We start from the raw sequence: 13,149 nt of genomic DNA on the forward strand, positions 1-13,149 counted from the left end.
ATGGCCCAGCGCGGACCCACCCGTCCCACCGCCCACATCGAGGAGTCGATCGGCTTCGTCGGGATGTTCGGCGTCCTGTTCCTCGGCGTCACGGTGTTCTGCGAGCTCACCGGGCGACCGGCGCTCGGCTGGGCGCTCACCCTGCTCGTGTGCGTGCTCGGCGTCGTCGCCCTGGACCGGTGGCGGGTCGCCGTCCTCCGCCGGACCGCACCGCAGGACGGCACGGGTGCGTCCGTGCCCCGGGGCGTCGGTGCTGCTCCCGCGGTCGCCCCGGTGCACACGTCGGTCACCGACCCCACCGGTCGCCGACCCCGACCCGGCGCGGACGGACGGGTGCACCAGCACGCGGGCTGGGACGAGGTCGCACCGGCTGCACGACGGCCGGCGCGCCCCGCACGGGTGCCGCAACGCCGGGCGGACCGCGTCGTACCCGCGGTGGCGGCCCGACGGGGTGGACTCGACGCACCGGCGGACGTGACGCACGGCACGGACGGCTGACGGGCCTCCCGGGTCGCACCGATGGGGATCCAGGAGATCGCGACCGTCACGGGGCTGTCGAAGTCCACCGTCTCGCGGGCGCTCCGCGGCATGTCGAACGTGGCCGACACCACGATCGAGCAGGTGCAGCGGGTCGCCGACGAACTCGGGTACGTCCCGAGCTCGGCGGCGGCCGGCCTCGCCACCGGGCGTCAGCGCGCCGTCGGGGTGGTCGTGCCCGTCATCGACCGCTGGTTCTACGTCAAGGCGCTCGGCGGTGTCGACGCGGAGCTCCGCCAGGCCGGGTACGACCTGGTCCTCTACAACCTCGGCGGCCCGGGCGGCGACCGTGACCGGGCGTTCCGGCGCTCGATGCTGCGCCACCGCGTCGACGGCCTCGTCCTGCTCTCCCTGGTGCTCGACGCCACCGAACGGGCCGAGCTCGAACTCAGCCGGCACCCCATGGTCGTCATCGGCGGCCCGGCACCGGGCCTGCGGAACGTGGGCGTCGACGACCGCGAGGTCACCCGGATCGCGGTCGAGCATCTGCACGGCCTCGGCCACCGGCGCATCGCCTACGTCGGCGGGCAGGACGAGGCCGGCATGAACGTCGCCGTGCCGCACCTGCGACGGGACGGGTTCCTCGACGCCGTGCGGTCGTCGGGAGAGGCCGTGCCGGAACGGTGGTCCCTCGACGGCCGGTTCTCGTTCGCCGGCGGGACCGCCGCCGGGGCCGTGCTGTTCGCTGAGCCGGCGTCGGAGCGACCGACGGCGGTGCTCTGCGCCTCGGACGAGATGGCCCTCGGTGTCCTGCTCGCCGCACGCCGAGCCGGACTCGCGGTCCCGGAGGACGTGTCCGTGATGGGGATCGACGGCCACGAGTACGGCTCGACCGTCGGACTCACCACCGTCGCGCAGGACCCGGTGGCCCAGGGACGCACCGCTGCACGGGCGGTGCTCGCCGAGGTCGACGGCGGTGTCGCCGGCCCGATCGCGGCGGCACCAGCGCACCTGGTCGTCCGCGCGACCACGGGACCCCGCCCGCACCGTCCCGCGTAGGGTCGCCCGCATGGAGGTCACCAAACTCGAACACGCCTGCCAGGTCATCACCGAGGGGGACGCCCGCCTGGTCCTCGACCCGGGGAACTTCACCCGACCGGTCGACGCGTCCGGGGTCGTCGCCGTCGTCGTCACGCACGAGCACCCGGACCACGTCACCCCCGAGCAGGTCCGGCGCATCCTCGACGCCAACCCCCGTGCGGTCGTCATCGGACCGGAGGGGGTCCGCGCGGCGCTCGCCGAGGCGGGCGTCACGGTGGACGTCGTCACGGACGGCGACCACCGGACGGTCGGCCCGTTCACGCTCACCTTCCACGGCACGCGGCACCAGCTGATCCACGCCTCGGTGCCGATCGTCGACAACACCGGCGTGCTCGTGAACGGCCGGCTGTTCCACCCGGGCGACTCCTACACGGACCCGGGCGTCCCGGTCGAGGTCCTCGCGGCACCCGTCGGGGCGCCGTGGCTCAAGGTCGCCGAGATGATGGACTACGTTGCCGCGATCGCGCCGTCCCGGGCGTACCCGATCCACGAGGCCACCCTGTCCGAGGTCGGCCTCGGCATGCACACGGGGCGGCTCCGCGAGGCCGTCGAGCCCGCCGGGTCGCTCGTCGTGCTGCGTCCGGGGGAGTCGCTCACGCTCTAGGGCTGCGCTGCGCTGCGCTGCGCTGCGCTGCGCGGCCTGGAGGCCCGTGGCGGCGCCGCCACGCGCCTCCTGTCCGTCACCGAGTGAGCAGAACGCGACGGGTCGCGTCCACGCACCCGGCTTCTGCTGCTCACCGGTCGGGCGCCCGCCGACGCAGTCGCGCCGCGACCAGGCGGTCGAGCGCCAGGGCGTCCCACGGAGCGTGCCGCTCGGCGTCGTTGTCGAAGTACACGTAGACGTCCCGGCCGGCCTCGGCGTGCTCGAGGACCGTCGTCACCCACCCGCCGAGCGCCTGGGGCGAGTACCCGTCGTGGTAGGTCCGGGGCGCGCCGTGCAACCGGAGGTACGCGAGTGGTGCCCCGGTGTCCGCCCGGAAGCGGGGGAAGTCGCCGGCGTGCGAGTCGACCAGGGCGACGCGGTGCCGGCGGAGCACGTCGAGGTGCTCGTCGTCGAAGCCGGCGGCCCGGAACTCGAGCGCGTGGTCGATCGACCACGCCGGTTCCTCGGGCACCACGAGACCGTCCGGTTCGCCGGGGACCTTGTCGTCGTGGTGGCGTGCGAGCTCAGCGGCGGCACCGTGCGTCCGGGGGAGCAGCCCGAGGAACGCGTCGAGCACCTCCGGCGTCGGCAGCAGGCGCTCGGGCAGCTGCCAGAGCACCGGCCCGAGGGTGTCCCCGAGCTCCAGCGGACCCGAGGCGAAGAAGTTCGCCAGGGCGGTGTCGACGTTCCGCAGCCGCAGCATGTGCGTGACGTACCGGCCGCCCTTGACCGCGAACCGGAACGGCTGCCCGCCCGAGGCCGCACGCCACGCCCGGTAGCGCGCCGGACGCTGCAGCGAGTAGAAGGATCCGTTCAGCTCCACCGTCGGGAACCGCGACGCCACGTGCTCGAGCCACCGCCGCTTCGCGAGGCCGTCGGGGTAGAAGTCCCCACGCCAGCCGTCGTACTGCCACCCGGACAGGCCGATCCGGACCGTGGCCGACGGGCAGCCGCTCACGTGTCTGGCCCGGGCGATCGCGTCGTGGTCGGCCGTCATCGATCCACCGTATGCCTGCTCCGACATGGCGGCACACCCGGGCGACACGCCCCGTTTTGGTGCGGATGCGAGCCTTGTGCAATACTTGTCGAGTTGTCGGAACGGCCCCATCGTATAGCGGCCTAGTACGCTGCCCTCTCACGGCGGTAACGCGGGTTCGAATCCCGCTGGGGTCACCACAGGTGACATGCTCCGAGTCCGACAACAGCCGCGGCCCCATCGTATAGCGGCCTAGTACGCTGCCCTCTCACGGCGGTAACGCGGGTTCGAATCCCGCTGGGGTCACCAGCACGCAAACCCCCGTCCAGCTCCGGCTCGGCGGGGGTTTCGTCGTCTCGGCTAGCCTGGATCGTCCCCGTCACCCGGGGAACGATCGCCTCGCGACGGGAGCACGATGCACGCCGAACGCCCACCGCACCTGCGCTGGAGGCTCGTCGCCCTGGTCGCTCTCGGCGGCGCGATCGGGACGGCCGTCCGAGCACTCCTCGCCGCGGCGTTCCCCGCGCACGACGGGATCAGCTGGACCATCCTCGGGATCAACGTCGTCGGGGCGTTCTGCCTCGGGTTCCTGCTCGACGCGCTCGCACGCCGCGGCCCCGACATCGGTCGTCGTCGCGCGGTCCGGCTGTTCGTCGGCACCGGCGTCCTCGGCGGATTCACGACCTACAGCACGCTGGCGGACGACACCGCGCAGTTGCTCGACCTCGGCCGCTGGACGGCGGGCAGCGGGTACGCCCTGCTGTCGGTCGTGCTCGGACTCGTCGCGGTCGTCCTCGGTCTGTGGGTCGCCGCGGCCACCCGGCCCCGCACGCGCCCCGAACCCCGAGAGGACGCCCGATGAGCCCGGTCGAACTGGTCCTGGTCGCCGTCGGCGGGGGAGCCGGCGCCGCGCTCCGCTTCGTGCTCGACGGGCTCGTCAAGGGCCGCGTCGCCGGTTCCTGGTTCGCCGGGTTCCCGGTCGGGACCCTGCTCATCAACGTGTCCGGATCGCTCGTGCTCGGGGTCCTGACGGGCCTCGGGCAGGCCGGCACCATCCCCGCCTCGACGGTCGCTGTGCTCGGGACGGGCATGATGGGTGGGTACACGACGTTCTCGACGGCGAGCGTCGAGACCGTACAGCTCCTCCGATCCGGCAAGACCCGGCTCGCCGTCCTGAACGGCCTCGGGATGCTCGTCGTCTCGGTCGGCGCAGCTGCGCTCGGCCTCTGGATCGGAAGGAACTCATGACCTCGGAACGCCCCGGCGAACTCGTCCTCGTCCGTCACGGAGAGACGGAGTGGTCGAAGAGCGGGCAGCACACCGGCCGCACCGACATCCCGCTCACCGACAACGGTGTCGAGCAGGCGAAGCGCGCAGGCCGGTACCTCGGGGACCGGTCGTTCGCGCTGGCGCTGTCGAGCCCGCTGCAGCGCGCCCGCGACACCGCGCACCTGATCGGCGTCGAGCCGGAGCTCGACGAGGACCTGTACGAGTGGGACTACGGCGCGTACGAGGGCCTCACCACCCCGCAGATCAAGGTGCTGCGCCACGGTCCGTGGGACCTCTGGACAGACGGCGTCCCCGCCGGCGACACCCCCGGGGAGAACGCCGCCGAGGTCCGGGTCCGCGTCGAGCGCATCCTGAACCGTGCCCGTCCGGTGCTCGCCGAGGGCCACGACGCGGTGTTCATCGCCCACGGCCACGTGCTGCGCGCGCTCGGTGCCGCGTGGATCCGGCTCGCGCCGCAGGACGGCGCCGTGCTGAAGCTCGGCACCGCCTCGGTCAGCATCCTCGGCTACGAACACGGCCGCCCCGTCATCGACGCCTGGAACATCCAGCCGCGCGACTGACGCGGCGGTGGGGCCGACGGGCTCGCGAAAGCGACAGACCCGCGGCACGCGGTGCCGTCCCGTCCGCGAAAGCGACAGATCCCCGCGGTTGTTCCGCAGCGATCTGTCGCTTTCGCAGGACGCAGTGGTCGCGACCATCGGCGGACGGGAGGCCCGTGGCGGCGCCGCCACGGGCCTCCCGTCCGCCGTCCGCGCACGTTCCTTCCCCTGTCACGCGCGATGGCAGGCGGAATCGGGCACACCTGGTCGAAAGGAACGACCAGGTACGCCCGGTTCGACCAGGTGCGCCCGGTTCGACCAGGTACGCCCGGTTCGACCAGGTACGCCCGGTTCGACCAGGCGCGTCAGACGGTCCGGATCGCGCTCGTCGCACCCAGGGCACGGCCGCGCCGACGCTCGATCGCACGCCCGACGAGCAGCAGCCCCACGCTGACCACGGCACCGAGCACGGTCTGCGCGATACGGTCGAGCGCCAGCAGCTGGGGTGCCTCGGGCAGGCTCAGCCACGACACCGCCAGGGCGAGCGGGGTGAGGAAGAGCAGGCACACGGCGTAGTTCCGGGCGACGAAGATCTCGGCGAAGAACTGCCCGACGACGGCCAGCACGACGATCCACCACGCCGACGGCTCGAGCAGCAGGATGCCGACCGCGATGACGGTGCCGCCGATCGTGCCGACCACACGCTGCCCGGCGCGGACGACGGTGTGCCGCTGCCGGATCGCCGGCAGGGTCGAGACCACCGCGATGACCGCCCAGTAGGGGTGCCCGAGTCCGGGGATCGACTCCGCGACCGCACCGGCGACGAGCGACCCGACGACGTTGAGCGCGACGGTCTCCCACAGCGCCGGTGTCCGCAGGACCGCGAGCGAGCGGTGCTTGCGGTCGGCCAGCGGGCGGAACCGGTGCGGGGCGTGCGGGTGGAACACCCGGCGGAGCACCGCACCGGACATCGCGACGAGCCAGGCCCAGACCACCGAGCAGACGATGATCGTCGTGACGAGTGGGACGTCCGCCGGGCGCATCGGCACGAGTGCGGACACGACGAACGCGAACACCGGGAAGATCGGCTGCGCGGGGATCGCCCGGAGCGTGGAGAGGGTGCAGACCGCGACCACCAGGACGACGACGAGACCCACGGCCTGCAGCCAGAGCGGCGACCCGACGAGCCCGACCCCGATGCCGGCGAACATGCAGAGCGCCTGCAGCGCACCCGCGACGCCGGTGGTGACGGCACGCTGCCGGTAGGGCTCGGTCGCGCCGAAGATGGCGGTGAACCCGGCGAACATGGCGAAGGCGGCGTACCCCGGCATGCCGAGGGCGATGAGCAGCGCGAGCGGTGCGCCACCGGCGATCGCGGCACGTGCCGCGCCCTCGAGGTTGATGGTCCGGGTCGAGTGCGCAGGTGTCGTCATGTCGTCACCATCTTCCCACCGCGACGGGTGTCCGGGAGTCGCCACGGGCCTCCAGGCCGTGCCGCCACGGGGTGACGGGCGTGCGACGGCGGGGTGACGCACCCGCGGCGGCCGGGGTGCCGCGCGTTGGTATACCAATGGTAGAGTCGCCTGATCGCGCCGCGGTCGCGGCGCAACGACGAGGACGAGGAGGGCTGAGCTCATGGGAAAGACGCTCGCCGAGAAGGTGTGGGACGACCACGTCGTGGTCAAGGGCGAGGACGGCAACCCCGACCTCCTCTACATCGACCTCCACCTCGTGCACGAGGTGACGAGTCCGCAGGCGTTCGACGGCCTGCGGCAGGCCGGGCGACCGGTGCGTCGCCTCGACCTGACGATCGCGACCGAGGACCACAACACCCCGACGCTCGCCATCGACCGCCCGATCGCGGACCCGACGAGCCGGATCCAGATCGAGACCCTCCGTCGCAACTGCGAGGAGTTCGGCGTCCGCCTGCACTCCCTGGGCGACAAGGAGCAGGGCATCGTCCACGTGGTCGGTCCGCAGCTCGGCCTGACCATGCCCGGCATCACCGTGGTCTGCGGCGACTCGCACACCAGCACCCACGGGGCCTTCGGCGCGATGGCGTTCGGCATCGGCACGTCCGAGGTCGAGCACGTCCTCGCCACGCAGACCCTGCCGCTCAAGCCGTTCAAGACGATGGCGATCACGGTCGAGGGCACGCTGCGTCCGGGGGTGACGGCGAAGGACATCATCCTGGCCGTCATCGCGAAGATCGGCACCGGCGGCGGCCAGGGCTACGTGCTCGAGTACCGCGGCTCCGCGATCCGCGCCCTCTCGATGGAGGGCCGCATGACGATCTGCAACATGTCGATCGAGGCCGGCGCCCGCGCCGGCATGGTCGCCCCCGACCAGACCACCTACGACTACGTGCAGGGCCGCGACCACGCGCCCACCGGCCAGGACTGGGACGACGCCGTCGCGTACTGGGAGACCCTCGCCACCGACGACGACGCCGTGTTCGACGCCGAGGTGTTCATCGACGCGGACGAGCTCGAGCCCTTCGTCACCTGGGGCACGAACCCCGGCCAGGGCGTCTCGCTGTCCGAGAGCGTGCCGGACCCGGCCGCCTACAGCGACCCCAACGACCAGGCCGCCGCCCGCCGTGCCCTGGAGTACATGGACATCACCGCCGGCACCCCGATGAAGGACATCGCCGTCGACGCGGTGTTCATGGGGTCCTGCACGAACTCGCGCATCGAGGACCTGCGGGCCTTCGCGTCGATCATCAAGGGCCGGCAGAAGGCGCCGGGTGTTCGGGTCATGGTGGTTCCGGGCTCCGCGCGCGTCCGGCTCGAGGCTGAGGCTGAGGGGCTCGACGTCGTCATGAAGGAGTTCGGCGCCGAGTGGCGGTTCGCCGGCTGCTCGATGTGCCTCGGCATGAACCCGGACCAGCTGGCTCCGGGGGAGCGCTGCGCGAGCACCTCGAACCGCAACTTCGAGGGCCGCCAAGGCAAGGGCGGCCGCACACACCTGGTGTCGCCGCTCGTCGCCGCGGCCACCGCGGTGCGCGGCACGCTGTCCAGCCCGTGGGACCTGGAGACCGACGACGAGATCGCGGCGGCGACGTCCGCCACCGCCACCGAGGGGACCTTCTGATGGACAAGATCACCACCGTCACCGGCATCGCCGCGCCGCTCAAGCGGTCCAACGTCGACACCGACCAGATCATCCCCGCGGTCTACCTGAAGCGCGTGACGAAGACCGGCTTCGAGGACGCCCTGTTCTCCGGATGGCGTCAGGACCCCGACTTCGTCCTGAACCAGGAGCGCTACCAGGGCGCCCGCGTCCTGATCGCCGGCCTCGACTTCGGCACCGGGTCGTCCCGCGAGCACGCCGTCTGGGCGCTCCGTGACTTCGGCTTCTCGGTCGTGATCTCGCCCCGGTTCGCGGACATCTTCCGGGGCAACGCCGGCAAGCAGGGCCTGGTCACCGCGATCGTGACCGAACCGGAGGTCGAGCGGCTGTGGGCCGCCATCGAGGCGAACCCGGGCATCGAAGCGACGGTCGACCTCGAGACGCAGCGCGTGTCGCTGGGGGATGTGGACGTCCCCTTCGAGATCGACGCTTACACTCGTTGGCGGTTGATGGAAGGGCTCGACGACATCGGGCTCACCCTCCGTGACGAGACCTCGATCACGGAGTTCGAATCCCGCCGCTCCAGTTGGCGGCCGAAGACATTGCCGGTGAAGTAGTGAACTCTCTCGTACAGGACGCAGCGGCCGCAGGGGCGCGCGTGGGCCTCAAGTCGGACGAGATCGTCATCCGCGGGGGCAAGCCGCTCGTGGGGCGCATCGAGGTCCGTGGGGCGAAGAACCTCGCGACCAAGGCCATGGTGGCGTCGCTGCTCGGTGACACCCCGTCGATCCTCCGTGACGTGCCGGACATCTCCGACGTCAAGGTGGTCCGCGGGCTGCTCGAGGTGCACGGGGTGCGCATCACCGATCCTGCACGAGGCGAACTCATCCTCGACCCGTCGCGGGTCGAGTCGGCGCACTTCGCCGAGATCGACGCGCACGCCGGGTCGAGCCGCATCCCGATCCTGTTCTGCGGTCCGCTGCTGCACAAGCTCGGCGAGGCGTTCATCCCCGACCTCGGCGGCTGCCGCATCGGCGACCGCCCGATCGACTTCCACCTCGACGCCCTCCGCGCCATGGGTGCGGTCGTCGACAAGCAGGTCAACGGCATCCACCTGACTGCCCCGGACGGCTTGAAGGGCGCCTCGATCGAGCTGCCGTACCCGAGCGTCGGCGCCACCGAGCAGGTCCTGCTCTCGGCGACCCTCGCCAAGGGCGTCACGGAGCTGCGGAACGCCGCGATCGAGCCCGAGATCATGGACCTCATCGCGATCCTGCAGAAGATGGGCGCCATCGTCTCGGTCGAGCCGAACCGCGTCATCTTCATCGAGGGCGTCGAGTCGCTCCGCGGCTACACGCACCGCGCGATCAACGACCGCAACGAGGCCGCGAGCTGGGCCTCCGCCGCGCTCGCCACCAACGGCGACATCTTCGTCGAGGGCGCGAACCAGCAGGAGCTCATGACGTTCCTCAACGTCTTCCGCAAGGTCGGCGGCGGGTTCGACATCCAGGAGGACGGCATCCGGTTCTACCGCGAGCTGGACACCCTGAAGCCCGTCGTCATCGAGACCGACGTGCACCCCGGCTTCATGACGGACTGGCAGCAGCCGCTCATCGTCGCGCTGACCCAGGCCGACGGCCAGAGCATCGTGCACGAGACCGTCTACGAGAACCGCTTCGGCTTCACCGACGCACTGAACGAGATGGGTGCCGACATCGTCGTGCACAAGGAGGGGCTGCCCGGCCACGACCGCCGTGTCGCCCGCCGCCCGTTCGAGCAGGCCGCCGTCATCACCGGTCCGACGAAGCTGCACGCCGCCAACGTCCGCGTCCCCGACCTGCGCGGCGGGTTCAGCCACCTCATCGCGGCGCTGACCGCCGACGGCGAGTCGCACATCACCAACGTCGGCATCATCAGCCGCGGCTACGAGCACTTCATCCCGAAGCTGCGCAAGCTCGGCGCCGACTTCGACTTCGCTGGGTAGGCACAGTGCCGGCAGAAGGAAAAGGCGACGGTCTGGAGGCCCGTGGCGGCTCCGACGCGCAGGTCGCGACCGGCCTCCCCGTGCGTGGGCGCCGGTGGCGCCGCGGCGAGCTGAACACCGCGTTCCGCATCGTCGCCTCGATCGTCATCCCGACGTTCCGGTTCTCGGCGCGCTACCACTGGCACGGCCCGAACCGCCTGCCGGCCGAGGGCGCGTTCGTGCTCGCACCGAACCACTTCACGAACATCGACCCCCTGGTCGTGGGCACCGCCGTGTACATCTCGAAGCGGGCGCCGCGGTTCCTCGCGAAGGCGTCGCTGTTCAAGGTCCCCGTGGTCGGCAAGCTCATGTCCGGCATGGGGCAGATCCCGGTCGAACGCTCCGGCCGGACGCGCCTGAGCGACCCGCTCGGTGGCGGCCGGTCCCTGGTCGAGCAGGGCGGGGCGATCATCGTCTACCCCGAGGGCACGCTCACCCGCGACCCCGACCTGTGGCCGATGCGCGGCAAGACGGGTGCGGTGCGGATCGCGCTCGAGAACGACGTGCCGCTCATCCCGATGGCCCACTGGGGCACGCAGAACATCATGGCCAGGTACGGCAAGAAGCTCCGGCTGTTCCCGCCGTCCCGCGTCGACGTCATCATCGGTGACCCGGTCGACCTGTCGGCGTACCGCGGTCGGCAGATCGACCAGCAGATGCTCGGCGAGGCCACCGAACTCGTCATGCGCGAGATCACCGCGCTGCTCGAGGTGCTCCGTGGCGAACGGGCACCCGCGACCCGCTGGGACCCGGCGGCGAACAACCAGAAGGAGACCGGCCGGTTTGAGTGACCTCCGACCCCACGACGACCGACCCGACCCTGCCGCCGCGGCTCCGGGGGCCTTCGACACCGCCGCGATCCGGGTGGTCATGCAGTCGACCGACAAGCCCCGAGTGGCCGTGATCGGTGCCGGCAGCTGGGGCACCACGTTCGCGAAGGTGCTGGCCGAGGGCGGTGCCTCCACCGTGGTGTGGGCCCGACGCCCCGAGGTCGCCCGCGAGATCACCGAGACCAAGCGCAACTCGGACTACCTGCCCGGCATCAACCTGCCCCGCACCCTGACCGCGTCGACGTCCCTCGGGCGCGTGCTCGACGGCGCCTCGCAGGTGTACGTCTCGGTGCCCTCGCAGACCCTGCGCTCGAACCTCGCCGCGATCCGCGAGCTGCTGCCCGCGGACGTGCCGGTCGTCAGTCTGATGAAGGGCGTCGAGAAGAGCACGGGCCTGCGGATGAGCGAGGTCCTGCTGCAGGGTCTCGGCATCGACCAGGACCGCATCGCGGTGGCCAGCGGCCCGAACCTGGCGCTCGAGATCGCCCGTCGGCAGCCGACCGCCGCCGTGGTGTCGTCGTCGTCGCTGGAGACCGCCACCGACGTCGCCGCCGTCGCGACGAATCCGTACTTCCGGTCGTTCATCAACACCGACGTCATCGGCACCGAGTTCGGCGGCGTGCTGAAGAACCTCATCGCCGTCGCGATCGGCATCGTCGACGGGGTCGGCTACGGCGAGAACACCAAGGCGTCGATCATCACGCGCGGCCTCGCCGAGATGACCGACTTCGCGGTGTCGCTCGGCGCGCAGTCGTCCACGCTGTCCGGGCTCGCGGGCCTCGGCGACCTCATCGCCACGTGCCAGTCGCCGCTGTCGCGGAACAACACCGCCGGGCGGTTGCTCGGCCAGGGCTACCGGTTCGACGAGGTCGTCCGCCAGATGAACCAGACGGCGGAGGGGCTGGCCTCGGTCGCCCCGATCCTCGAGCTGGCCGCGGCGAACGGCGTCGACATGCCCATCGTCAGCCAGGTCGGCGAGGTCCTCGCCGGTAGGCTCGATCCGCGCAACATCGCGCCGCACCTCACCGAGACCGACGAGCCGCAGGGCGAGTGACCGGTCCCGCACCGAGTCACGAAGGGACTCCCGTGCCCACGATCCCCGAGGGAACCCCCATGCCCAGGACCACCGTCGCCGTGCTCTTCGGCGGTCGCTCGAGCGAGCACGAGATCAGCTGCGTGACCGCCGGCGGCATCATGGACGTCGTCGACCGGGCCGAGTACGACCTCGTGCCGATCGGGATCACCCAGGACGGTGCCTTCACGCTGCAGTCGGACGACCCGGCGCAGTGGACCATCCGCGACGGCGCGCTGCCGACCGTTCCCGACAACGGCACGCGGATCGCGTTCCCGACCTCGCCGGCCACCAACGAACTCGTCGTGTCCCACCCCGACGGCACCGTCACCGCGATCCCGGTCGATGTGGTGTTCCCGATCCTGCACGGTCCCTTCGGCGAGGACGGCACGATCCAGGGCCTGCTCGAGATCGCCGGGCTGCCGTACGTCGGCGACGGCGTGCTTGCGAGCGCCCTGGCGATGGACAAGCACGTCGCGAAGGCCGTGCTCGAGCACGCCGGGCTGCGGGTCGCGCCGTGGACCACCGTGCTCCGCCGGCAGTGGGCGGCCGACCCGGTGGACGTCGCCGAGACGATCGCCGCGCACGGCTGGCCGCTGTTCGTCAAGCCGGCCCGCGCCGGGTCGAGCATGGGCGTCTCGCGCGTCGACGAGCCCTCGCAGCTGGGTGCCGCGATGGACCTGGCGTTCGAGCACGACTCCAAGGTGATCGTCGAGCCCCGTGTGATCGGCCGCGAGGTCGAGGTCGCCGTGCTCGAGGGTCGTGACGGTGTGCCGCGCACGAGCCTGCCGGGCGAGATCGTCGTGGCCGAGGACGGCTTCTACGACTTCGCCTCGAAGTACCTGGGCGGCGACGAGTCGCTGCTCTGCCCGGCACCGCTGACCGACGACCAGACCGACGAGATCCGCTCCATCGGTGCCCGCGCGTTCGAAGCCATCGGTGGTTCGGGGCTCGCCCGTGTCGACTGCTTCCTGACCGACGACGGCTTCGTCGTGAACGAGGTCAACACGATGCCGGGCTTCACGCCGCTGTCGATGTACCCGCGCTGCTGGGCGGCGTCGGGCGTGTCCTACGGCGAGCTGATCACGGAGCTCATCGAGCTGGGTCGAGCCGCCGTCCGCTGACC

Annotated in this window: 14 protein-coding genes and 2 tRNA genes; 14 read left to right on the forward strand and 2 right to left on the reverse strand. The window is 71.6% G+C overall.

Annotation, left to right across the window (positions count from 1 at the left end; all coding sequences use genetic code 11):
* Genes DEJ12_RS03945 through DEJ12_RS03955 form a run of 3 tightly spaced genes read left to right on the forward strand, consistent with a single transcriptional unit; the run spans position 1 to position 2,182 of the window.
* Positions 1-498 carry a hypothetical protein gene (locus DEJ12_RS03945; protein ID WP_111029130.1) on the forward strand — a complete coding sequence of 166 codons (498 nt, stop codon included), beginning with the start codon at positions 1-3 and terminating at the stop codon, positions 496-498.
* A 21-nt stretch (positions 499-519) separates the two neighbouring features.
* The gene (locus tag DEJ12_RS03950; protein ID WP_111029131.1) at positions 520-1,536 is read left to right on the forward strand and encodes a LacI family DNA-binding transcriptional regulator; all 1,017 of its coding nucleotides are present in this window, start codon (positions 520-522) and stop codon (positions 1,534-1,536) included.
* Positions 1,537-1,546: 10 nt separating this feature from the next.
* Positions 1,547-2,182, forward strand: a complete 636-nt coding sequence (locus DEJ12_RS03955; protein ID WP_111029132.1) for an MBL fold metallo-hydrolase — start codon at positions 1,547-1,549, stop codon at positions 2,180-2,182.
* Between the two features lie 130 nt (positions 2,183-2,312).
* Here DEJ12_RS03955 and DEJ12_RS03960 read toward each other — a convergent pair whose 3' ends face one another.
* Positions 2,313-3,218 carry a DUF72 domain-containing protein gene (locus DEJ12_RS03960; protein WP_111029133.1) on the reverse strand — a complete coding sequence of 302 codons (906 nt, stop codon included), beginning with the start codon at positions 3,216-3,218 and terminating at the stop codon, positions 2,313-2,315.
* A gap of 103 nt (positions 3,219-3,321) precedes the next feature.
* On the opposite strand from DEJ12_RS03960, the gene DEJ12_RS03965 reads away from it, so the two are divergent.
* From DEJ12_RS03965 to DEJ12_RS03985, 5 genes are all read left to right on the forward strand, one after another.
* Positions 3,322-3,397 (forward strand) — tRNA-Glu (locus DEJ12_RS03965).
* A gap of 33 nt (positions 3,398-3,430) precedes the next feature.
* Positions 3,431-3,506 (forward strand) — tRNA-Glu (locus DEJ12_RS03970).
* Positions 3,507-3,612: 106 nt separating this feature from the next.
* The gene (locus DEJ12_RS03975; protein WP_111029134.1) at positions 3,613-4,059 is read left to right on the forward strand and encodes a CrcB family protein; all 447 of its coding nucleotides are present in this window, start codon (positions 3,613-3,615) and stop codon (positions 4,057-4,059) included.
* Positions 4,056-4,445: a fluoride efflux transporter CrcB gene (crcB, locus tag DEJ12_RS03980; protein WP_111029135.1), complete on the forward strand. Its 390-nt coding sequence runs from the start codon at positions 4,056-4,058 to the stop codon at positions 4,443-4,445. Before DEJ12_RS03975 ends, crcB begins: the two co-directional genes overlap by 4 nt.
* Positions 4,442-5,047 (forward strand): histidine phosphatase family protein, encoded by a 606-nt coding sequence (locus DEJ12_RS03985; RefSeq protein WP_027465908.1) that lies wholly within the window; start codon positions 4,442-4,444, stop codon positions 5,045-5,047. Before crcB ends, DEJ12_RS03985 begins: the two co-directional genes overlap by 4 nt.
* Positions 5,048-5,391: 344 nt before the next feature.
* On the opposite strand, the gene DEJ12_RS03990 is transcribed toward DEJ12_RS03985, so the two are convergent.
* On the reverse strand, positions 5,392-6,459 hold the full coding sequence (locus DEJ12_RS03990) for an FUSC family protein (RefSeq protein ID WP_111029136.1): 1,068 nt from the start codon (positions 6,457-6,459) through the stop codon (positions 5,392-5,394).
* Between the two features lie 202 nt (positions 6,460-6,661).
* Between DEJ12_RS03990 and leuC the strand changes: the two genes are divergently transcribed.
* The 6 genes from leuC to DEJ12_RS04020 all read left to right on the forward strand — a co-directional run bounded on the left by leuC (position 6,662) and on the right by DEJ12_RS04020 (position 13,147).
* Complete coding sequence (leuC, locus tag DEJ12_RS03995) at positions 6,662-8,119, forward strand: 3-isopropylmalate dehydratase large subunit (RefSeq protein ID WP_111029137.1); 1,458 nt, start codon at positions 6,662-6,664, stop codon at positions 8,117-8,119.
* Positions 8,119-8,715, forward strand: a complete 597-nt coding sequence (gene leuD / locus DEJ12_RS04000) for a 3-isopropylmalate dehydratase small subunit (RefSeq protein WP_111029138.1) — start codon at positions 8,119-8,121, stop codon at positions 8,713-8,715. The genes leuC and leuD overlap by 1 nt, the downstream gene beginning before the upstream one ends.
* Positions 8,715-10,082 (forward strand): UDP-N-acetylglucosamine 1-carboxyvinyltransferase, encoded by a 1,368-nt coding sequence (murA, locus tag DEJ12_RS04005; RefSeq protein WP_111023958.1) that lies wholly within the window; start codon positions 8,715-8,717, stop codon positions 10,080-10,082. The genes leuD and murA overlap by 1 nt, the downstream gene beginning before the upstream one ends.
* A 5-nt stretch (positions 10,083-10,087) precedes the next feature.
* The gene (locus DEJ12_RS04010) at positions 10,088-10,912 is read left to right on the forward strand and encodes a 1-acyl-sn-glycerol-3-phosphate acyltransferase (protein WP_084741194.1); all 825 of its coding nucleotides are present in this window, start codon (positions 10,088-10,090) and stop codon (positions 10,910-10,912) included.
* A gap of 79 nt (positions 10,913-10,991) precedes the next feature.
* The gene (locus tag DEJ12_RS04015) at positions 10,992-12,005 is read left to right on the forward strand and encodes an NAD(P)H-dependent glycerol-3-phosphate dehydrogenase (RefSeq protein ID WP_111029289.1); all 1,014 of its coding nucleotides are present in this window, start codon (positions 10,992-10,994) and stop codon (positions 12,003-12,005) included.
* Positions 12,006-12,064: 59 nt separating this feature from the next.
* A complete protein-coding gene (locus DEJ12_RS04020) occupies positions 12,065-13,147 on the forward strand; it encodes a D-alanine--D-alanine ligase family protein (RefSeq protein ID WP_111029139.1) in 1,083 nt (360 codons plus the stop codon).
* The last annotated feature ends 2 nt before the right edge of the window (positions 13,148-13,149 follow it).

Source organism: Curtobacterium sp. MCLR17_059 (assembly GCF_003234665.1).
Taxonomy (GTDB): Bacteria; Actinomycetota; Actinomycetes; order Actinomycetales; family Microbacteriaceae; genus Curtobacterium; species Curtobacterium flaccumfaciens.